Origin of the sequence: Gilliamella sp. W8123 (assembly GCF_016101085.1) — a bacterium.
GTDB classification, from domain to species: domain Bacteria; phylum Pseudomonadota; class Gammaproteobacteria; order Enterobacterales; family Orbaceae; genus Gilliamella; species Gilliamella apis.
The window spans coordinates 392,697-414,177 of record NZ_JACFRE010000001.1; the positions used below are offsets into that span (position 1 = coordinate 392,697).

The 21,481-nt window shown below is 33.4% G+C and carries 18 protein-coding genes and 4 tRNA genes; 11 read left to right on the forward strand and 11 right to left on the reverse strand.

The genetic code is table 11. The annotated features are described in order from the left end of the window. Positions 1-3: 3 nt before the first annotated feature. Positions 4-570: an LPS export ABC transporter periplasmic protein LptC gene (gene lptC, locus H3T56_RS01780; protein WP_198191870.1), complete on the reverse strand. Its 567-nt coding sequence runs from the start codon at positions 568-570 to the stop codon at positions 4-6. A 412-nt stretch (positions 571-982) separates the two neighbouring features. Here lptC and H3T56_RS01785 point away from each other — a divergent pair, with 412 nt between their 5' ends. Continuing rightward, positions 983-1,576 carry a CHAP domain-containing protein gene (locus H3T56_RS01785; RefSeq protein WP_198191871.1) on the forward strand — a complete coding sequence of 198 codons (594 nt, stop codon included), beginning with the start codon at positions 983-985 and terminating at the stop codon, positions 1,574-1,576. A 96-nt stretch (positions 1,577-1,672) separates the two neighbouring features. On the opposite strand, the gene yccX is transcribed toward H3T56_RS01785, so the two are convergent. From yccX to manD, 6 genes are all read right to left on the reverse strand, one after another. Beyond that, complete coding sequence (gene yccX / locus H3T56_RS01790) at positions 1,673-1,951, reverse strand: acylphosphatase (RefSeq protein ID WP_065578099.1); 279 nt, start codon at positions 1,949-1,951, stop codon at positions 1,673-1,675. An 86-nt stretch (positions 1,952-2,037) separates the two neighbouring features. Beyond that, on the reverse strand, positions 2,038-2,721 hold the full coding sequence (locus tag H3T56_RS01795; RefSeq protein WP_198191872.1) for a GntR family transcriptional regulator: 684 nt from the start codon (positions 2,719-2,721) through the stop codon (positions 2,038-2,040). Positions 2,722-2,904: 183 nt separating this feature from the next. Further along, positions 2,905-4,386, reverse strand: coding sequence for a mannitol dehydrogenase family protein (locus tag H3T56_RS01800; RefSeq protein WP_198191873.1), 1,482 nt, complete (start codon positions 4,384-4,386; stop codon positions 2,905-2,907). A gap of 12 nt (positions 4,387-4,398) precedes the next feature. Further along, positions 4,399-5,751, reverse strand: a complete 1,353-nt coding sequence (locus tag H3T56_RS01805; RefSeq protein ID WP_198191874.1) for an MFS transporter — start codon at positions 5,749-5,751, stop codon at positions 4,399-4,401. Between the two features lie 52 nt (positions 5,752-5,803). Then, positions 5,804-6,820, reverse strand: coding sequence for a Zn-dependent oxidoreductase (locus tag H3T56_RS01810; RefSeq protein WP_198191875.1), 1,017 nt, complete (start codon positions 6,818-6,820; stop codon positions 5,804-5,806). A 15-nt stretch (positions 6,821-6,835) separates the two neighbouring features. Next, complete coding sequence (manD, locus tag H3T56_RS01815; RefSeq protein ID WP_034902860.1) at positions 6,836-8,050, reverse strand: D-mannonate dehydratase ManD; 1,215 nt, start codon at positions 8,048-8,050, stop codon at positions 6,836-6,838. A gap of 309 nt (positions 8,051-8,359) precedes the next feature. On the opposite strand from manD, the gene H3T56_RS01820 reads away from it, so the two are divergent. Continuing rightward, positions 8,360-8,932, forward strand: a complete 573-nt coding sequence (locus H3T56_RS01820; protein WP_065651581.1) for an aminodeoxychorismate/anthranilate synthase component II — start codon at positions 8,360-8,362, stop codon at positions 8,930-8,932. A 1-nt stretch (position 8,933) separates the two neighbouring features. Continuing rightward, the gene (gene pabB / locus H3T56_RS01825; RefSeq protein ID WP_198191876.1) at positions 8,934-10,673 is read left to right on the forward strand and encodes an aminodeoxychorismate synthase component I; all 1,740 of its coding nucleotides are present in this window, start codon (positions 8,934-8,936) and stop codon (positions 10,671-10,673) included. 61 nt (positions 10,674-10,734) lie between these two features. Here the strand turns inward: pabB and H3T56_RS01830 are convergent, their stop codons facing one another. The 3 genes from H3T56_RS01830 to H3T56_RS01840 are packed head-to-tail and all read right to left on the reverse strand — an operon-like array spanning position 10,735 to position 14,216. Further along, positions 10,735-11,319 (reverse strand): membrane integrity-associated transporter subunit PqiC, encoded by a 585-nt coding sequence (locus tag H3T56_RS01830; RefSeq protein WP_198191877.1) that lies wholly within the window; start codon positions 11,317-11,319, stop codon positions 10,735-10,737. Beyond that, positions 11,319-12,956: an intermembrane transport protein PqiB gene (pqiB, locus tag H3T56_RS01835; protein ID WP_198191878.1), complete on the reverse strand. Its 1,638-nt coding sequence runs from the start codon at positions 12,954-12,956 to the stop codon at positions 11,319-11,321. The genes H3T56_RS01830 and pqiB overlap by 1 nt, the downstream gene beginning before the upstream one ends. A 15-nt stretch (positions 12,957-12,971) precedes the next feature. After that, positions 12,972-14,216, reverse strand: a complete 1,245-nt coding sequence (locus H3T56_RS01840; RefSeq protein ID WP_198191879.1) for a PqiA/YebS family transporter subunit — start codon at positions 14,214-14,216, stop codon at positions 12,972-12,974. A gap of 435 nt (positions 14,217-14,651) precedes the next feature. On the opposite strand from H3T56_RS01840, the gene recA reads away from it, so the two are divergent. The 8 genes from recA (at position 14,652) to H3T56_RS01880 (ending at position 19,868) form a co-directional block, all read left to right on the forward strand. Beyond that, complete coding sequence (recA, locus tag H3T56_RS01845) at positions 14,652-15,698, forward strand: recombinase RecA (RefSeq protein ID WP_034903468.1); 1,047 nt, start codon at positions 14,652-14,654, stop codon at positions 15,696-15,698. After that, the gene (locus tag H3T56_RS01850; protein ID WP_086360208.1) at positions 15,698-16,198 is read left to right on the forward strand and encodes a regulatory protein RecX; all 501 of its coding nucleotides are present in this window, start codon (positions 15,698-15,700) and stop codon (positions 16,196-16,198) included. Before recA ends, H3T56_RS01850 begins: the two co-directional genes overlap by 1 nt. Before the next feature lie 192 nt (positions 16,199-16,390). Further along, positions 16,391-19,024, forward strand: coding sequence for an alanine--tRNA ligase (gene alaS, locus H3T56_RS01855; protein ID WP_198191880.1), 2,634 nt, complete (start codon positions 16,391-16,393; stop codon positions 19,022-19,024). A gap of 142 nt (positions 19,025-19,166) precedes the next feature. Continuing rightward, positions 19,167-19,367 carry a carbon storage regulator CsrA gene (gene csrA / locus H3T56_RS01860; RefSeq protein WP_065578109.1) on the forward strand — a complete coding sequence of 67 codons (201 nt, stop codon included), beginning with the start codon at positions 19,167-19,169 and terminating at the stop codon, positions 19,365-19,367. 123 nt (positions 19,368-19,490) lie between these two features. Further along, positions 19,491-19,583: transfer RNA gene (locus H3T56_RS01865), tRNA-Ser, on the forward strand. Between the two features lie 17 nt (positions 19,584-19,600). Continuing rightward, positions 19,601-19,677, forward strand: a tRNA-Arg gene (locus tag H3T56_RS01870). 18 nt (positions 19,678-19,695) lie between these two features. Beyond that, a tRNA-Arg gene (locus H3T56_RS01875) sits at positions 19,696-19,772 on the forward strand. A gap of 19 nt (positions 19,773-19,791) precedes the next feature. Further along, positions 19,792-19,868 (forward strand) — tRNA-Arg (locus H3T56_RS01880). 627 nt (positions 19,869-20,495) lie between these two features. Here the strand turns inward: H3T56_RS01880 and H3T56_RS01885 are convergent. Beyond that, positions 20,496-20,765 carry a DUF4190 domain-containing protein gene (locus H3T56_RS01885; protein WP_086360210.1) on the reverse strand — a complete coding sequence of 90 codons (270 nt, stop codon included), beginning with the start codon at positions 20,763-20,765 and terminating at the stop codon, positions 20,496-20,498. Between the last annotated feature and the right edge of the window lie 716 nt (positions 20,766-21,481).

A 21,481-nucleotide genomic window follows, 5' to 3' on the forward strand; every position in this document is an offset into this window, starting at 1 on the left:
TTTTTATTGAGCCTCACTATTATAAAAGGTTTTTATATTCTCAAGTATATTTGCCGTTTTTTCTCGTAAATTACCGATTAACCCCAAACCAGTTGAGAAAAAACCAACTCCCTTAATTTTTACTGGATCATCAGACGTTACCAGTTGTGTTGTTAAATCAACTACAGCATTATCAGTTAACACTTGTTGTAATTGCGATTCTGGGGTTAAATTTGTTAACACGACATCTTGATAAAGGTAGATCAATTTATCATTAGTCAAAGTTGCGCGTTTTGCTTTAATATGCCAAGTAGCCGCATGATCCTGATCGTAAAGTGTCACATTAGGTAAATCAAAATCAGTACTTTCATTATTATCAAAATGCTTTACTTTGCCAGATTCAATTTTATATACCATATTACCTGATAAATCATAGACATTGGTTACCATATCATCACTTTGATAAATTGGTGTTTCGGGCAGACTTGCATTTGATGGCGAGCTCGACACCTCATCATCTTTTTGATAACTATAATAAACACCAATTATCAAAATAAGAAGTAAGAAACAGATTAAATTTTTTTTATTCATACTTTACGTTAATTACCTTTATAAGATTAATCAATAACGCAGGCACACTATTATGACAAATCATCTAAATATTAGCTCATTTTACTTTATTTTTTATTAAATTAATATCTGACATTGCAAGAAGTTGAATGACATTCTGATAATGATTAATAAACATTAGTATTAATAAGATAACGGTCTTAAAGCATCTTAATAGATACGTTTTACAGTGTTTAATAATGAATACATAACGATGAGCTTTTCTTTTAATTTAAATAAAATATTATTTTTTAATTGAAAAATTAATTGCTCAGATATAGCAATTAATATATACATTTTTTAGTAATAAATAACTATTATAATTAATTTTTAAGGCTAAAATTTAGACACAATCACCTTATAAGGATAAAAAAAATATCAATAGGAAATCAATATGTTATTTAGATTAAAAAACAGTCTCTATTTATTAATTGTTTTATTCATGCTGGAAGTAGGTAGTTTTTATCATTATGCTTATGCTGATTTAAATGTTAATGAGAGGAAAATTGGCACGGTCATCGACGAGTTTAATGGTGTTAAAGTCTACTATAATGGCAATATCAATCATGTTAGTAGTCGCAATGTAGCTAAAGATGGTTATAATTTAGGTCTTAAATATCAATGTGTTGAATTCATTAAACGCTACTATTACGAACGTTTCAATCATAAAATGCCAGATAGTTATGGCCATGCAAAAGATTTTTTCGATGATTCCATTCCTGACGGTAAAATAAATACCAGACGTAATTTACTTCAGTTCCATAATGGATCAACGACCAAACCCAAAGTAGAAGATATTATCGTATTGGGATGGTCTCAATATGGTCATGTTGCTATTATCAGTAAAGTTAGCGACAATGAAATTGAAATTGTTCAGCAAAATCCTGGCCCTAACGCAAGTAGCAGAGTAACTTTCCCGTTAATTTATAAAGATGGATTATGGAAAATCGAAGGTTATCGTGTTTTCGGCTATTTGCGTAAACGTTAAATATTAATTAAATAATGCTTTATAAATATTAGCCATATATATCATAGCGTTGATTAGCCAACTAGTTATTATTGCAAAAACCTATAATTTATAAAGTTAATATTTGATATGAAAACCGACTAACTGGCTTTCAGGAATTAATTCCATAACATTCACTGCAGTTATACGGGCTGAAACTGGCCCGCCCTGTTCAAGCCATTGTATTAATTTAGCGATTGATATGTTATCCCCTTGTATGACTATTTCTACATCACCATTATCTAAATTTTTAACATAACCAACTAAACCTAATTTGGTCGCTTGTTGATAGGTAAAGAAGCGAAAACCAACGCCTTGTACACGACCACACACTCGAATTTTAACTTGTCGTATCATAATAGAAAGTCTCAATTATTATTTATAATGATTAATCTCATTATAAATATATTTTTTATAACTTAATCTTATTATTTACTAATAAGCTAATCAACAAACCAATCATTACGTTGTTGTGACAATATATTTATTGTTTGTAAAATATTAGATAAATGCTCATGAAGCGCAAGAGCAGCCATTTCAGGATCATGTTTTTTTAGTGCAATAACGATTTTCTCATGTTGTTTAACCAAGTCTTCGGGAGGAGAAATATCTTCTAAAGTTAAATATCTCACTCTATCCATCATTGCTTTAATATTTTCGACGGTTTCCCACGCCATTGGACAATCAACAACATTCATTATAATTTGGTGAAATTCGTCATCTTTTTCCAAAAAAGCGCGAATATCACTACGGTTATTGGCATCTACCTGTTCGGCAAGATTTTTATCCAATAATACCAGATCAGCACTAGTTATTTCTTGCGCAACCCGTTTGATAATTGCACACTCAACGGCTTCACGAATAAATTGCCCATCAATCACTTTTTTAATCGAGATTTTTGTTACAAATGTGCCTCGTTGCGGAAGAATTTTAACCAATCCGGCTTCAGCTAATTTGATGAAGGCTTCACGAACTGGTTGGCGTGATACATTAAATTGCGTAGAAATATCTTTTTCAGAAAGTAAAATGCCAGGCAAAACCTGACAAGTAATAATCGCTCTTCTTAATGTACGATAAACTTGTTGATTAACGGGCTCTGAAATATTTAATTCGATAAGTTTAAACATATCCTATTCTTGTATAATCAATTGTATTGATGTGAATAGTAGGTGATTTTTAAATATAAGAAAAGTATTTTTAAAAAATAGTCTATATATAAAATAGCATCAGTAGGGCGTATAAAAAGGTGTAATTGCAAAATAGCGCTATTACACCTTGGTTATTAACTATAGTAAATTATCTTGATAGCTTTAAAAAAATTGCGTTAATTTTTCAACTGTCTTTTTAGCGCCGATATCTCGTAAAGAAAGATACGCTGTCGTAACTTTTTCAACGAAAAGCGAATTATTAACTAACTCATTACCAAATACATGAGTTAGAGATAATAGTGCTTTTACTCTATTTTCGTCATCGGCACTATTAGCAACCAGCTCTTTTATTTTGCTAATTGATGGATCGCTTACATCAATTGAATTACCCGCGTCATCTACCCCACTAACATAACGCATCCAAGCAGCTACCCCTAAAGCAAGACAATCAAATGAGGTATTGTCAGCTAAGTGATAACGAATAGAATCAAGCATACGTTGTGGCAATTTTAAAGTACCATCCATGGCGATTTGCCATGTACGATGTTTTAAACCCGTGTTTCGATAACGATCAAGTAATGAATCTGCATAAGCAGACAAATCAACATCTTTTACTCGTAAGGTAGTTGCTTGTTCATTTAACATTAAATGTCTAGCTGCTTTAACATAATTGGGGTCCTGCATACATTCATCAATATGCAAATAACCGGCTAAATAACCTAAATAAGCAAAAAATGAATGACTACCATTTAACATGCGTAATTTCATCTCTTCATAAGGCAAAACATCACCAACGAGTTCTGCCCCAGCTTTATGCCATTGGGGGCGACCTGCCACAAAATTGTCTTCAATCACCCATTGTCTAAATGGTTCACCTGCAATACCTGCTGGATCATCAATACCACCTAGTTGTTTATTTATTTTTGCCATAGTTTCTGGCGTTGCGGCTGGTACGATTCGGTCAACCATTGTAGATGGAAACGTCACATTATCTTCAATCCATTGAGCTAGATTAGGATCTCGCTGTTTAGCCAGTGCTAAAACAACATTACGAGTAACATGGCCATTTTCAGGCATATTGTCACAAGACATAACCGTGAAAGGTTTTAATCCTTGCTCTTTACGTAAACGTAATGCCTCAACAATGACACCCGGAACGGATTTTGGCGCATGAGGATTGGCAATATCATGACTGATTAATGGATTATTGGTATCAATTGATGCTGTCGATGGCAAATAACAATAGCCTTTTTCGGTTACCGTTATTGACACAATCGCAATTTCAGGACGAGTCATCACCGCTAAGACTTTTTGTATTCCATCAATATCTGCATGTAATGCTTCTTTTGCAATACCAACAACGCGAGTATTCCAATTATCATAAGACATTTCACAAACACTAAATAAGCAATCTTGTTGTTTTAAATCTTGAATTTGAGCTTCACCACCAATCAAGTTAACTTCACAGTATCCCCAATCGCTATCATGCTGTGCAGCTAGTATATCCGTATAAACTGCTTGATGAGCTCGATGAAAAGCGCCAAAACCAAGATGAACAATTTTGGTTTTAATTTTGCTTCTATCATAAGTTGGAACAACTACCTCCTTAGGTAGTTGTGATAAAGTTTGATTTGATAATCTCATTATTTTTTCCGTTTAAATTTTACTATCTGCCGCGTCATTTAGGTCAGCTAAATCCCGATCTTTTACCTCCGGCATAAGAATCGCCGAAATAAGACCAATACAAGAGTAAACAATAATCATAGCCACAATTGGCCACCAATCATCAACCATTTTACAGAAAATTCCGGCCAAAATTGGGCCAAATCCTACTGCAATTAAACCTCCTGCTTCTTTAGATATTGCCATTTGCGTAAATCGATTACGAGCACCGAACATTTCGGCCATAGTAATGTTTTCAAGGGCAAATAAACCTAAAACAGCAATATTATGAATGAGAATCAAACATAATGTAATAGTATTTACAGAATGATTTATATCGACAATAATAGATAACATTGGATAGGCAAGTACAATTGCCGACAAAGTCAATACAATATAAGGAATTCTTCGACCAATCTTATCAGATAACCAACCTAAAAAAGGAATTGTTAAGAACCCAACAATTGAGCTAAACATGATTGCATCGGTCGGAATACTTTTATTGAATAATAATGCTTGTACTAAATATCCCGCTAAAAAAGTTTGGATTAAACCAGAGTTTCCAGCTTGACCAAACCGTAATCCGGTAGCTAACCAAAATGATTTACTTTTAAACATTTCAATTAATGAGATATGTTTTGTGGCTTTATTATTATTTTTTGGCTCATCCGTATCATTGACTTCATCAAATACTGGGCTTTCCTTTAAATTCATTCGTAACCAAATTGCAAAAATCATAACCACCACGCTTGCAATAAATGGAACACGCCATCCCCAAGCAACTAATTGATCTTTATCTAATAAAAAGAACATAATTGCCCATATTGCTGTTGCACTTAGTGTGCCACAGTTAGTCCCCATTGCGACTAATGAAGAAATGATTCCCCTTTTGCCTTTTGGTGCATATTCAGCAAGCATAGTTCCAGCGCCTGAAATTTCAGCACCTGCACCTAACCCTTGAATAATACGTAAAACAACCAACATCAATGGTGCAAAAATACCAACTTGAGCATAAGTTGGTAATACTCCAATAAGTGTGGTACATACACCCATCATGGTAATAGTAATGAATAGTACTTTTTTACGGCCAATTGCATCACCCATGCGACCAAAAACGAAGGCACCAACGATTCGAGCTACATAACCAGCACCATAAGTACCCATTGCTAAAATCAACGCCATAATAGCTGATTGTTCTGGGAAGAAAATTTCATGGAAAACTAAAGCAGCACCTAAAGAGTACAATTGAAAATCCATAAATTCTAAAGCTGTTCCGAGCCAGCCTGATACTGCAGCTTTAACTAAATCCGAAGTATCCCTTTCATTCTTATTTCCTATCTTATTCATACTGTTCTCACTTTTAATATTTTATCTAAAATTCACAAGACTTTTTCTAGTGCTAACTAAAGGTTAATAGGACCTTACAACAGTTTTTCTGATCTTTTTCAAAAGTTTCAATTGCTTGAATTACTTGCGTATAATCAAATTGATGTGTGATTAACTTCTGAGGGTCGATTAATTTTTTCTTTAACCAATCAATAACAACTGGAAATTTATTGGCATTTAATCGAGAAGAAAAAATAGATAACTCTTTACTGGTTATTCCTTGTTGAGTAATTTGACAAGGATCACTTGAAAAGCCCATTATTAGGATTCTTGCCGCTGGAGAAGCGATGGTAATTGCTTCTTGCAAAATCGAAGGATGACATGCTGCATCAATAATAACTGTTGGTTTAATATTAAGTTTTTCTAATTCTTCTTTTAATGATAAATCTGTATTATTTATAACTTTATCTGCACCACTTTTTTGTGCCATAGCTAAACGTTCGTCAATTCGATCAACAACAATAACTTGTTTAACTTGATAAACACCTTTTAGTGCTTGTACTGATGTTAGTCCCATTGGACCTGCACCATAGATTAATGCAATATCATCTGCAGTTGGTTTTAAGTGGCCTGTAGCATTGGCTGCAATAGTGAATGGTTCAATCATCACAGCAAATTCATCACTTATTTCATCAGGAATCGTATAGGCATTGTTACTTGGTACGGTTGCATATTGACTAAATCCACCATCACGGTGAACACCCAAAACGGTTAAAGATAAACAAACATTAGGACGACCAACAGAACAAGGATAACAACATCCACAACTAATAACTGGATCAACGGAAACGCGTTCACCAATCCTTGAAGGATCTATCCCTTCACCAACTTCGTCGATAATGCCAAAAAATTCATGCCCAATGACTCTTGGATATTTTGCAAATGGGTTATGTCCTCGATAGATATGACTATCTGAACCACATATACCGGCTAGTTTTACTTTGACTCTTACTTCACCTTTAGCTGGTTGAGGAACTTCACGTTCCTCAATTTCTAGTTCATTCGGCTTTTTGACTACAATACTTTTCATATAAACTCCTTCATTCTACCAATTCCACAAAGTGCCATCTTCTAAACGAGCAATTGGCAAATAAGCAGGATTGTATGGATATTTTGCAGCAAGTTTTTCATCAAAATCGATTCCTAATCCAGGTTTGTCACTTGGATGCATATAACCATCATTAAAGGTCCAATTAGGCGAGAAAACTTCTAACATCTGTTCGGAATAACCCATAAATTCTTGGACACCAAAATTAGGCACCCACATATCAAAATGCAAAGCAGCTGCATGACAAATTGGCGATAAATCAGATGGACCATGTGAACCAGTTCTAACTTGATAAAGTGCCGCAAAATCAGCAATCCGGCGCATATGTGTAATACCACCAGCATGAGTTATGGTGGTTCGAATATAATCAATCAATTGTTCTTCAATTAACTGTTTACAATCCCAAATACTATTAAATACTTCACCGACAGCTATTGGCGTGACGGTATGTTGGCGAATTAAACGGAAGCACTCTTGGTTTTCCGCTGGTGTGGGATCTTCCATCCAAAATAGACGATAGTCTTCAATACTTTTGCCAAATCGAGCTGCTTCTATTGGCGTTAAACGATGATGCATGTCATGCAATAGATGTTCGTTAAAACCAAATTTATTTCTTACTGCTTCAAATAATTTGGGTGTGAAATCAAGATATTTATCGGTTGCCCAAAATTGCTCTTCTGGATAGTTACCTCGAGTAGCCGGTTCGTAAGCTAAGTTTTTACCTTTACTTTGACCGTATGTGGTCTTCATTCCCGGAATACCACATTGAACGCGAATGGCTTTGAAGCCCATCTCTTTATGTTTTGCATAATCATCTAGCGCTTCTTCAATATCTTTACCTGTGGTATGGCAATAAACCATAACACCAGTACGTGAAGCGCCACCTAATAACTGATAAAGTGGCATATTGGCTACTTTACCTTTGATATCCCATAACGCCATATCAATTGCTGATATTGCTGACATGGTCACTGGCCCACGACGCCAATAAGCACCTTTATAGAAATATTGAAATATATCTTCTATTTGACTAGCATCTCGCCCAATTAACTGTGGGCAAAGATGATCTTTAAGATATGATGCGACAGATAGCTCTCGTCCGTTGAGTGTCGCATCACCAACTCCATATACGCCTGAATCTGTAGTGATTTTTAATGTGACAAAGTTCCTTCCTGGACTACACACAAAAACTTCTGCTTTTACGATTTTCATTTAATACCTCTGAAAAATGATTAACGAACAAACTTTAATCTGAATAATACTACCATACAAGTAGATTAGATTATTAATGTGATATGGATCACATTAATATTAACTTTATGAGAAATAAGTAATAAAAAACCCCGCTCCTCAATTTTTTTTAAAATTTTTGAGGAACAGGGTTTTTAAATGTCTAATATAGTCTTAGATAGTTTTTTAATAAGTAATTAATTACTTTATATAGCATCGCTTTTTATAATAGAATCACCAGTCACTCGTTAAAACCTCCTTTTTTATAATTATTAAGCATTGGGTACTACCTTGATTCTTCTAATTGATAATTACGATTCTTTTACTTTTAATATCTATGATTACCTTTGCCGTGCAGGAGCCGAAGTTATGGTCATCAAAAATGATGAAAAGTCTATTGATGAATTAAAGCAATTATCGTTTTCCAAAATGGTCATTTCTCCGGGGCCGGGAATACCCGATAATGCCGGAATATCATTATCGGCGATCAATTGTTTTGCTAATCACTGCCCAATCCTTGGCATTTGTTTAGGTCATCAAGCGATTGCACAATATTTTGGTTATAGCATTGTTAAAGCCCCAGTACCAATGCATGGTAAAATTGATGAAATTACTCATGATGAGCAAGGCTTATTTGTCGGGATTAAAAATCCACTATCTGTAGTAAGGTATCATTCCCTAATTGCCCAAACTAATTTGCCATCAAATGAATTACCTTTAATAGTCACCGCTAAAAATAGGCAAGGATTAATTATGGGATTACGCCATAAAACACTGCCAATTGAATCGGTACAATTTCACCCTGAAGCAATTAAGACAGAATTTGGTTTAAAAATAATTAGCAACTTTGTTAATGGTAATTAAAATGAAAATTTATATCGATTTTGAAGGTGAACGTAAATGTTTTTGTGATCCAATCAAAATTATAAAATCAAACGATTATAGATCTATTAAACAGCTCATTGATGAGATAGAAAACTTCACGAATAAAGGTTATTACGCCTGTGGCTATCTTGCTTATGAAAGTGCTATGGGATTTAGTGAAAGCAATAAAACCAAAATTATAAAAAGTTCAAATCATGATTTACCATTACTTTTATTTGGTATTTTTGATAAGTATACGCGTGAGCAAATTCCAGATTCAGATCACTTTTCACCACTATCTTTAAACTTATCTAGTGATACTGATATTAACGAATATCAACAAAAAATTGACTATATTCGCACACAAATTGAATTAGGTAATACTTACCAAACCAATTATACCATTCAATTTAGTGCACCATTTAATAGTAATCCTTTAGATTATTATCACTTTCTACAAAAAAATAATCTTGCCAATTATTGTGCCTATATAGAATTTGAAAATTATCATATCTTATCTATCTCTCCTGAGCTATTTTTTAAATTAGAAGATAAAACTATCACAACAAAACCAATGAAAGGTACTACCGCCCGAGGATTGACGACACAACAAGATAAACAACAAGTAGAGTTGTTAAAATCAGAAAAAAATCTTGCAGAGAATATGATGATTGTTGATTTACTGCGTAATGATTTGAGCAGAATTTCAAAACCAGGATCGGTCACCGTCCCACATTTATTTACCGCAGAAAAATACCCAACCGTATGGCAACTAACCTCGACTATTCAAGGAATAGTGAAAGATAATATTAACCTGTATCAACTATTGCAAGCATTGTTTCCATGTGGCTCAATCACTGGGGCTCCTAAAGCAAGTACCATGCAAATTATTAGTAATATTGAAAATTCAGCTCGTGGCGTGTATTGTGGTTCAATTGGTTATATTGACCCTTTTATGAAAAAGGCGATATTTAATATTCCAATACGTACCTTAACCATTAATAATCAACAGTTAAATTATGGTGTTGGTGGAGGTATTACCTGGGATTCAAGCGCCGATGATGAATATAATGAAGTCTTAGCGAAAACAGCTATTTTGCATAGAACTTTATCTATGCCTGAATATATTATTGAAACTTTATTGCTAGAAAATGGAGAGTTTTTGTTACTTAATGCACATTTGGACAGATTGAACGACTCAACGCAATATTTTGATTTTACATGTGATATTGAAACAATCAAACAGACATTAACCAAGCTAGCAAAAAATTATCCATTAGGAAAATATAAAGTTAGACTTTTGCAATCAAAATCTGGACAATCAGAAATAAGTATAGATTTGCTTACCACCTCAATGGTGATTGATAATATAGCTTTTGCGCCTAAATGTGTCGATAAACACAATGTTTTTCTCTATCATAAAACAACCAATCGGCAACATTTTCCTCAATTGACGATTGGTCAAGAATTTATCAATTATAATCAACATGATGAAATAACCGAGTTTGTTAATGGTAATATCGCTTTATTAATTAATGATGAGTGGATAACGCCTGCCATTACATCAGGATTACTAGCTGGCACAATGCGACAACATTATTTAAATCAGCATAAATTAATTGAGAAAACGATTAACAAAAAAGATATTTTTCAGGCCGATAAAATAGCATTTATTAATAGTGTTCGTGGTTGGATTGAGATTGATGAGCAGGTATTTAGTGAATTGAAAAAACAGTTATGATAATTTGAAATCAAATACTGATAACATTCCGCCATTATATCGGCGGAATGTAAAACAATAACTAATATTTGATTGAATTTGCAAATTCAAACTCTTCATCTTGCCAACCTTGCGATAACGCTTTTACCAGTGCATCATAGCCATTTGTTGCCAACGGAACACTGCGATCAATAAATTTAGTCCTAATTTGTCCTTTATTATCTGTCACTACCCAGCGTCCTTTTATCACTGCATCTCCATTATAACTACCATGGAAACCATCAATAAAAAGCTTAATTGTTAAGGTCGGTGTAGTAATAGATTTGGTTGAAACTAAATAATTAGGTAAAAGTTGGGTTAGATCCTGCGATAATCGATCTGCAAATTGTTGAGACAGTGTCGATGCCCATAAATTATTGGTTGCTGTGACATATTTTATATCTTGTGTTTGTAAAACAATACCTGATTTATTTAAAAAACTAGCTACTTCAATAGACTCAATCCAAATAAACTTATTGGTCGAGCGAGTCGTCATTGAATCAGCATTAATTAAATTACTTGTTAATTGAAAATAATTTTTTTCTGGAGTATTCGACGAACAGCCTACCATTACCGTTAATAATGCTATCAATAGTGTAATTTTAAAGCTTCGAATCAATTTCAACATTATTTGTTTCCTCTAGCTTTTGGTTCTTGATCTGTTTTGTTTGGTGCAGAAAAGATCAATGAGTTACTTTTATTGTTTAGCGTATGGAGTAAAGGTGTTAATTCATCCATCATTTGCTGAATTTTTTGTAAGCTTTCATTCATTTGTGTATTAAGTTGTGAACCTGGTTGTATTCCTTTCATCGCTTCATTTAACGAACGCATAGCTTTTTGTAAATCTTTTGGCATATTTTGCATCTCTTTACTCGCCATAATTTGATTGATGGTATTCATTAAGCGTTCACTAGATTGTAAAGATTTATTAAATTGCTCCATAGTATTGGTAACTGGTAAATTATTAAAATTATCTAATAATTGCAGTATTTTTGCTTGAATTTGCGCAAATCCAGTTGATGTAGTTTCAATCGTATCGTACCCATATTGTTTAGCCAATTTAGTATCATATTTATCTTTTAACTCTGGATAAAAATCTAAATCAATATAGAGTGCCCCCGTAAACATATTTGAAGTCTTTAATGATGCTCGCAAACCATTTTTTTGCTCATTTATAATTAAATTAGCAATATCTATCTTATCTTCTACCAATTCAGCTAATCTGTCAGGTTCGATTTTGATTAGTATCGGTACTCTTTGATTAAGGATTGATCTTTCTTGCAACATTTCTGTGGTATAAAACGGTACTTTACTTACTGTACCGAGCCTTATGCCATGATATTCAACTGGTGCACCTTCGGTTAATCCCGATATTGAGTCCGTAATCATAAGTAGGAATTCTTTATATTCAGTATATTGTGAATCTTGAATTGATTTTCTATCTTCATATAACTTATATATATCATGTTGTTTAGCAGGTTGTCCCAATTTAGCGCCATCAGGTAAATCAAAGCTGATACCGCCTGACATTAGGACATCTAAAGAAGGCACATCTAAGCTGGCACCACGAGAAGATAGCGATAAATTGATTCCCCCTTCTTTCCAAAACCGTACATTTTCAGTTACTAATGCATCATAAGGCTTGGTAATGAAAATTTGATACTTCATTTTTCGTGCTTCAACATCAAACTGAGACGTCTCAACATTACCGACATGATAGCCGCGAAACATTACTTTAGCGCCACGGGGCACAACACCACTTTGATCACTATCTAAATTTAAACGAATTCCTTTTATGCTTGGATCGGATAATGGAGGTGTATCAGACAGTACAAATGGATTGTTTTTAAAGCTATGAGTATCATTACCGGAAACGAGTTCAATATAAACACCGGATAAAATAGTACCTAGCCCTGTTACACCATCACGGCCAATTTCAGGTTTAACTACCCAAAAAATCGAATCATTTTTCAATAGTGGATTCATATCGTTATAAATTCTACCTTTAATTACGACTTGTTTGTAATCATCAGATAATGTCACTTCATCAACAATACCAACATCAACACTACGATTTTTTATAACTGTTTTACCGGCCACAATACCACTTGCATCTTTAGCTAATAAGGTAAAAGAAGTACCTCGATCAGCAAAATGAGCATAGATAATCCATAAACCAACAATTGCGGTAACTATGGGAATAATCCATATTGCTGAAATTGCTCTAATTTTAATTATTTTTGCTAACTTACTTGAGCTTGCCATATTATTCCTATTATTTTATTTTCTAGTTGGTATTCGATCCCATAGCAAACGTGGATCAAATTTTTGGGATGCAATCATTGTAATGATAACAACAGTGGCGAAAAAACTTACCCCTATATCAGGATATACGCCCATCATCTGTTGATTTCTTACTAAAGAACACACGACCGAAACCACAAAGATATCAATCATTGACCATTTACCAATAAATTCAACAGCATTATATAATTTCTTCATTTTTAGACAATTACGTTTTTTCTTATGCTTAACTGCCAAAGCAAAATAACAGAGCAAACTAAGTGAAATGATTTTTAAAATGGGGATAACCACGCTTGCAGCAAAAATAATTAACGCTACCGGTACATCACCAGCTTGCCACATATAAATAACGCCATCCATAATCGTCGAACTTGAAGGTGACCCAAATACTTCAGTAATCATGATGCCAAATAAATTAGCGGGTATATAAATAATCAGTGAAGTGACTAATAGTGCAATCGTCCACTGTATTTTATCTCTTCCTCTAAGTTGGCTTTTTTGTTTACATCTTGGACATTTAGCATACTCAGTAGGAACCATTGCATGACAACAACTACACAATTTTATATTTTGATAAATTCCTGTTTTACCCACTTGTAATGGTTTTAAGGTAAAATTATTACGGTGGATTTCATTCCATATTTTTCCTGGTGTAAAAATAACTAATGCCTTGATATAAAAGAAAACAAACAAACAAAACGCCCAAAATGTTCCTGTAACACCAAGGCTGCCATAACTCATTAATTTAACAAAACTAACTAAAATTCCTGTCAAAAATATTTCAGGCATACACCAATGCTGAAATTTTTCATACACGATCAAGAGATCTCTTTTTCGATATTTAGTCAGTTTTATTTTAGAACAAAGCAATACAATAATAGATAAATTGAGTAATGGAAAAACGAGCACAAATAGAACAAATAGTGCGGAAATATAGCTATATCTATCAAAAAAAAGTGTTTTAGGTATATCCAAAACACTTACACCATTAATATTACCAACTAAATTAATATCAATAAATACAAAACTACAAGCGACAACAAGCATAATTAATGAACAAAATGCATACATTGCCGCACGAAACTTCATATTGTTCTGATTTTTAAACAATGTCGTACCACAGCGAGGACAAGTTGCTTTATGACCAATTGCAACATCTGTTAATTCGATAACCAAATCACAATGGGAACACAATACATAATCTTGATTATCAACAGTCATCATTTTCCTTTATTTGATAGTGTATTAATTAGTAAAGATGTTTTTGATTAGCATAACGTTTAGGTATAAAAAATTGCCAATATTTGTTAAACGATTATGTTATGGGGTAATTAATTTAATACATCAATAATGGCCAACAGCTTTTGAGGTTAATCATACCAAATGCTTCTTTTTTATGAAAGTATAACCTAATTAAATTAGCATAATTTGATTATTATCATTTTTCCAAATGACAATATGAAGATCGTTATTCTAAATAACGCTTAAGATAACGTTTAATTAATTGCATAACGGGATTTATTAATAAATATTAAGAAAATTTGTGAGTAATTTCACATAATTAATCAATTTAAGGCTGTTTATAAAAAAAACTTGATACTGTATAACAATACAGTATAATGTGTTTCATATCCTTACTTATTGGAATTTAATTATATGAATGAAAACAAACAACGAGCACTTTCAGCAGCATTAAGTCAAATCGAAAAACAATTTGGTAAAGGTTCAATAATGCGTTTAGGCGACACACAAACCTTAGATGTGGATGCCGTTTCAACTGGTTCTTTGGGATTAGATATAGCATTGGGTATTGGTGGCTTACCAATGGGCAGAATTGTTGAGATCTTTGGACCTGAGTCATCAGGTAAAACAACGTTAACATTATCAGTTATTGCACAAGCACAAAAAGAAGGTAAAACCTGTGCATTTATCGATGCTGAACATGCTTTAGATCCAATCTATGCTGCAAAATTAGGGGTACAAGTTGATGATTTATTAGTTTCACAACCAGATACAGGTGAACAAGCGCTTGAGATTTGTGATGCATTGGTTCGCTCTGGCGCAGTAGATGTCATTATTGTCGACTCAGTCGCAGCATTAACACCGAAAGCAGAAATTGAAGGTGAAATGGGTGACTCGCATATGGGATTACAAGCACGTTTAATGTCTCAAGCATTACGTAAATTAACCGCTAACATCAAAAATGCGAATTGCCTTGTCGTTTTCATCAACCAAATTCGTATGAAAATTGGTGTTATGTTTGGTAATCCTGAAACAACTACTGGCGGTAACGCATTAAAATTCTATGCTTCAGTGCGTTTAGATATCCGTCGTACTGGTGCAGTAAAAGAAGGCGAAGATGTTATCGGTAGTGATACTCGTGTAAAAGTGGTTAAAAACAAAGTCGCTGCACCATTTAGACAAGCTGAGTTCCAAATTCTTTATGGATGTGGTATATCAAAAGAAGGCGAATTGATTGATTTAGGTGTTAAACATAAATTAGTTGATAAAGCCGGTGCATGGTATAGCTATAATGGTGAGAAAGTTGGACAAGGTAAAGCTAATTCAATTAAGTTTTTACAAGAACATCCTGAAATCGCTACCGAACTTGAAACCAAATTGCGTGATTTATTATTAAATAGTCCAGCTGTTTTCTCTGCTGAAGATGAAGAATCTACAACAGAAGATGAAAATTTCGAATAATGTCACACAATCTTAATAAATTAATTTTAGCTAAAGCTGTGCAATTACTTGCACAGCGTGATCACTCTTCATATGAACTTTCCAGAAAATTAACTTTATTTTTTAGTAAAAAAATAAAATGTATAGAAGATGATTATCCAGAAGAATTAAGCCAATTAAAGATACAAATAGAACATGTTATTAAATATTGTACTCATCAACATTGGATGGATGATGAGCAATATATTGAAAAATATATATTTATGCGTGCGAATAAAGGTTATGGAAAATATAAAATTAGTTTGGAATTAAAGCAACGAGGATTATCATCCGATCTTAATAAAAAGCTATTAAATTTAGCTGATATTAATTGGTCTGAGATAGCTTATCAACAATTGTTGAAAAAGTTCAAACTTATTGATCCTAAAAATAATCAACAAAAACAAAAAGTAGCACAGTATTTAACCTCTAGAGGTTTTACACCAGGTGATATAAAAACTGTGTATAGTTTGTTGACTTAAACTATTATAGTCCCTACAATACTAAACAGAATGAATGCCCATTGCGTAAAAAAGCTCTCAAGATCTTTTAATTTTATTCCTTACTAATAGTAATTAGTTCAATCGCTGTATTAAGAATATTTACTTTTCAACTTAAGTTGTAACGGGTATATTACTATGTCTAAAAATTTATCGTTTAATATGGAAGCATAAATGAAAAGCACTACAGAAATTCGTCAAAATTTTCTTGACTTTTTCCATAGCAAAGGACACGAAATTGTTGCGAGTAGTTCCCTTGTTCCACACAATGACCCAACACTTTTATTCACAAATGCGGGAATGAATCAATTTAAAGATGTTTTTCTTGGTATTGATAAACGATCTTATACCAGAGCAACGACATCACAACGTTGTGTGCGAGCTGGAGGCAAACATAATGACCTTGACAATGTAGGGTATACTGCTCGGCATCATACTTTTTTTGAAATGTTAGGAAACTTTAGTTTTGGCGATTATTTCAAACATGACGCGATTCATTTTGCATGGGAATTACTTACCAGTGAAAAATGGTTTAACCTACCAAAAGATCGTTTGACAGTAACTGTGTATGAAACCGACGATGAAGCTTATGCAATCTGGGAAAATGAAATTGGTATTCCAAAAGAGCGTATTATTCGCATAGGTGATAATAAAGGTGCACCATATGCATCTGATAACTTTTGGCAGATGGGCGATACCGGGCCTTGTGGACCTTGTACTGAAATTTTTTATGATCATGGTGATCATATTTGGGGAGGTCCTCCAGGAAGTCCTGAAGAAGATGGTGATCGTTTTATTGAAATTTGGAACATCGTTTTCATGCAATTTAATCGCCATGCTGATGGAACAATGGAACCATTACCTAAACCTTCCGTTGATACAGGCATGGGGCTTGAACGAATCGCAGCAGTATTACAACATGTCAATTCAAATTATGATATTGATCTGTTTAAAAAATTAATAAAAGATGCTGCGCAAATTATCAAAACTAAAGATTTAGAAAGTAAATCATTACGAGTTATTGCTGACCATATCCGCTCTTGTGCTTTTTTAGTTTCTGATGGAGTTTTACCTTCCAACGAAGGAAGAGGCTATGTATTACGTCGAATTATTCGCCGAGCTGTACGTCATGGACATATGCTAGGCGCTAAAGATATATTCTTTTATAAGTTAGTTAAGCCTTTAATTGATGTAATGGGAAGCGCCGCTAATGAATTAGCAAATAACCAAAAATTGGTTGAAGAAACTCTAAAAATAGAAGAAGAACAGTTCTTAAAGACATTAGAACGAGGCTTATTTTTACTTGATCAAGAGTTAGGTAAGATTACTAATGCAATACTACCTGGAGATGTTGCGTTTAAACTGTATGATACTTACGGTTTTCCATTAGATCTTACTGCTGATGTATGTCGTGAAAAAAATATCACTATTGATGAAGACGGCTTTAATCAATGCATGGAAGAACAACGAAAACGAGCTCGTGAATCAAGTTCATTTAGTGTTGATTATAGCAATATGATTAAACTTGATGATAAAACTGAATTTTTAGGTTATAAATTTACTGAATCATCAGGAAAGGTCGTTGCAATTTTTCAAGATGGAAATAAAGTTGAAGCTATCAATGCCGGTGATACCGCAGTTGTCATCTTAGATAAAACACCATTTTATGGTGAATCAGGTGGCCAAGTTGGTGATAAAGGTGTATTAAGCTCAGCAAATCTATTATTCGATGTGACTGATAGCCAAAAATATGGCAAAAGTATCGGTCATATTGGTAAAGTCACCAAAGGAACATTAAAAGTTGGTGATATTGTAACCGCTGCAATAGATGTAGAACTACGGGAACGTATCCGTCGTAACCATTCAGCAACACATTTATTGCAAGCTGCTCTACAACGTATTTTAGGAAATCATGTACATCAAAAAGGATCACTAGTTAATGACAGTTACCTTCGATTTGATTTCTCGCATAATCAAGCTATTACGCAAGAACAAATTGTTGAAATTGAAAATCTAGTTAATCAACAGATACGTCGTAACTTGCCAGTCGACATAGAACTGATGCCTATTGATCAGGCTAAAAATAAAGGTGCTATGGCATTATTTGGAGAGAAGTACGAAGATATTGTTAGAGTATTAACCATGGGCGATTTCTCTATTGAACTTTGTGGTGGCACACATGTTGATAGAACTGGAGATATAGGCCTATTTAAAATCACTTCTGAATCAAGTATTGCCTCAGGAGTACGTCGCATCGAAGCCACATCAGGACAAAATGCGATGGAATATATACACCATGAATCCAATTTATTAAATCAAATTGGACAATTGGTCAAAAGTGATAAATCAGCGGTGTTATCACGAATTGAGCAATTGCTCGATCAAACTAAAGCATTAGAGAAAGCAATGGAGCAGCTAAAAGCCCAACAAGCTAGCCAACAAAGTGGGCAATTGCTTGATCAATGCGAAAAAATAAATAATAAGAACTTGCTAATTGCTAAACTTGATAATGTCGAAGCAAAAATGTTACGCACTATGATTGATGATTTGAAAAATCAATTAAAAACCGGCGTAATTATTTTAGCAGCTGTTAATGGTAACAAAATCAATTTAGCTGCCGGTGTAACTAATGATTTATTAAGCATTGTTAAAGCTGGTGAATTAGTATCTCAATTAGCATTAAAAGTAGGTGGTAAAGGTGGTGGGCGGCCTGATTTCGCCCAAGCAGGTGGAATGGATCTTTCAGCGTTACCAGAAGCGTTATCTTCTGTGAAAAAGGAAATCAGTAATAAATTACAAGCAAGTTAGCCAGATGTGCTCCAGTGTTTGTTTGTTAATTAAACATTAGAGTATTTCTGTAAATTCCGTCTTTCTATCTTATTGATGGGGGGCTGACGAAGCTATATCTTAAATTGTTTGGATATATACTTAACTGATATTAGGAGATCTAATGTTAATTTTAACTCGGAGAGTAGGTGAAACACTTATAATTGGTGACGATGTTGTTATTACCGTTTTGGGCGTGAAAGGTAATCAGGTCAGAGTCGGTATTAATGCACCTAAAGAAGTTTCTATTCATAGAGAAGAAATATACAACAGAATTCATCAATCGCAAGATAAAAGTGATGAATTAGTTCAACCCAAAGAGTAATATTGGGTACGAAATAAACAACTAGCACGTGTTCTTAAAAAAATGTTTGACTTATTTTTTCTAGAACGTAATATGTGCGCCACACATTATGATTTTGTTGTTGAAGCAAAGTCATAATGTTTTGGTGAGATGGCCGAGAGGCTGAAGGCGCTCCCCTGCTAAGGGAGTATGCGGTCAAAAGCTGCATCGAGGGTTCGAATCCCTCTCTCACCGCCATTTATAAATTAAAATATGCATCCGTAGCTCAGCTGGATAGAGTACCCGGCTACGAACCGGGCGGTCAGGGGTTCGAATCCCTTCGGATGCACCATTTTAAAATATTCAATACGCATCCGTAGCTCAGCTGGATAGAGTACCCGGCTACGAACCGGGCGGTCAGGGGTTCGAATCCCTTCGGATGCACCATTTTTTTACGAACTTACACGCATCCGTAGCTCAGCTGGATAGAGCACTCGGCTTCGAACCGAGCGGTCAGGGGTTCGAATCCCTTCGGGTGCGCCATTAAGCATCCAAAAGCATTTCGATTTCTTACACTCAAAAAAATTATAATTTATATAAACTCCAGCTGAACTGATAGCCATGCCTTGATCTCCATTAGATATTTCTCTTTACATATTTTGATAAAAACAAGGGACAAGAATAAGACAATTACTTTGTTAATAATCATCAACCCTGTTTATAGATTGAAATGATAAATATATAAGAATAATCTTTTAAATATAAATCTAATAAAACACAAAATATAATAAACTTGATTAACTACCCTACCTACCCCCTTACCTGACTCAAAAAAGGCTAATAACGCTCATTTATAGCCTTTTAAAAAGCATATAATCTATGACTGTACTCGTTATACCTTATCCAATCCAATCATTACTGTAAAATTCGAATATCGCGAGATGAATAAAAAACTCAAAAGGCAATAGTTAAACATGCAGAAAAAATCTAGATGAAACGTTTTATGGATTAAAAAGAAATGATTCTATATTTAAAAAGAATACGACATAAATGAAAATATAGATTTGCAAAGATAGAAAAATAACAAATTTATTATATTTTACTTTTAGATCAAAAAAAGCTGACTTTGTCAGCTTCAATTAATAATAATTTTATATTTTAGTTATATAATTAGGCAATTGATAATAATGCGCCACCAATCACAACTATCAATAAAACCCATAGTGCAATAGCAATAATTCCGCAAACCATCCCGGCTGTAGCAAAACCAGCACCATTTTTATTATTATTTCTTATATCACCCTTAGCAATAGCACTTAACACTATAGCAACAATAGCCACAGCAATACTAAAAAGTCCCATAGGAATTAATGATACAATCCCACAAATCATTCCTGCTATAGCTAAACCACTTGTTGGTTTATTCTGTTGTTGTTCCATTTACCTTCTATCCTGTAAAAATTTTGAAAAGTTAAAATAAATAGCAATTAAGTATAATATTATCGTTTTTGCAAATCAACATAAGATCCATTCAATGCGAACTATCACCAATTATCAAATAGTTCACTGAATCCCTCAAAAAACTTATAAAGAATGGTGGATGAAAAAGAAAGCTAAAAAGTGTTTTAACCTTTTTGATTGATTATTTTAACTTTTATATAAGACTTTGATGAAAAGAAAATTGGCGATAACAATAGTAATCCAAATGAAACAGCTAAAAATTCTAATAATATCTACATTAGAAAAATATAGTTTCAGTAGTAAATAAACGATTTAAAATTTGGTTTATTACTTTTATTACTTTTGAAAAATAGAATAATAAATTTTATAGATTGAACAACGTTTTTAATATTATATATTTTACTAAAAAATGACTGTTAATAACTTGTATTTGTATTTGCTTTTATTAATAATAGTCACCTGAAAATATTAAGCAAAATACACAACAGTAACAAACACAAAAAATAATAAATTTTATATGTATAGTATTTTGACATATAACGAATGATTATTTTCTTATCCAATTAAATAAATTTATGAATATCATTTAGCGTTGTTCGGGCCTGCCACTTCGGTTGAATCCCAAAACAATTCTAGTATACTAAACTCACGAATTTCATATGTGTTATTAATCATACTTTTTTATTTATATGTTT

What these genes read in the sequence shown, in the direction of transcription:
- manD (WP_034902860.1), bottom strand. Translation starts at nt 8,050, where the DNA reads ATGAAAATCGTAAAAGCAGAAGTTTTTGTGTGTAGTCCAGGAAGGAAC.
- pqiB (WP_198191878.1), bottom strand. Translation starts at nt 12,956, where the DNA reads ATGGCAAGCTCAAGTAAGTTAGCAAAAATAATTAAAATTAGAGCAATT.
- H3T56_RS01885 (WP_086360210.1), bottom strand. Translation starts at nt 20,765, where the DNA reads ATGGAACAACAACAGAATAAACCAACAAGTGGTTTAGCTATAGCAGGA.
- H3T56_RS01800 (WP_198191873.1), bottom strand. Translation starts at nt 4,386, where the DNA reads ATGAGATTATCAAATCAAACTTTATCACAACTACCTAAGGAGGTAGTT.
- lptC (WP_198191870.1), bottom strand. Translation starts at nt 570, where the DNA reads ATGAATAAAAAAAATTTAATCTGTTTCTTACTTCTTATTTTGATAATT.
- H3T56_RS01795 (WP_198191872.1), bottom strand. Translation starts at nt 2,721, where the DNA reads ATGTTTAAACTTATCGAATTAAATATTTCAGAGCCCGTTAATCAACAA.
- H3T56_RS01785 (WP_198191871.1), top strand. Translation starts at nt 983, where the DNA reads ATGTTATTTAGATTAAAAAACAGTCTCTATTTATTAATTGTTTTATTC.
- alaS (WP_198191880.1), top strand. Translation starts at nt 16,391, where the DNA reads ATGAAAAGCACTACAGAAATTCGTCAAAATTTTCTTGACTTTTTCCAT.
- H3T56_RS01805 (WP_198191874.1), bottom strand. Translation starts at nt 5,751, where the DNA reads ATGAATAAGATAGGAAATAAGAATGAAAGGGATACTTCGGATTTAGTT.
- H3T56_RS01810 (WP_198191875.1), bottom strand. Translation starts at nt 6,820, where the DNA reads ATGAAAAGTATTGTAGTCAAAAAGCCGAATGAACTAGAAATTGAGGAA.
- csrA (WP_065578109.1), top strand. Translation starts at nt 19,167, where the DNA reads ATGTTAATTTTAACTCGGAGAGTAGGTGAAACACTTATAATTGGTGAC.
- recA (WP_034903468.1), top strand. Translation starts at nt 14,652, where the DNA reads ATGAATGAAAACAAACAACGAGCACTTTCAGCAGCATTAAGTCAAATC.
- pabB (WP_198191876.1), top strand. Translation starts at nt 8,934, where the DNA reads ATGAAAATTTATATCGATTTTGAAGGTGAACGTAAATGTTTTTGTGAT.
- H3T56_RS01830 (WP_198191877.1), bottom strand. Translation starts at nt 11,319, where the DNA reads ATGTTGAAATTGATTCGAAGCTTTAAAATTACACTATTGATAGCATTA.
- H3T56_RS01850 (WP_086360208.1), top strand. Translation starts at nt 15,698, where the DNA reads ATGTCACACAATCTTAATAAATTAATTTTAGCTAAAGCTGTGCAATTA.
- yccX (WP_065578099.1), bottom strand. Translation starts at nt 1,951, where the DNA reads ATGATACGACAAGTTAAAATTCGAGTGTGTGGTCGTGTACAAGGCGTT.
- H3T56_RS01840 (WP_198191879.1), bottom strand. Translation starts at nt 14,216, where the DNA reads ATGACTGTTGATAATCAAGATTATGTATTGTGTTCCCATTGTGATTTG.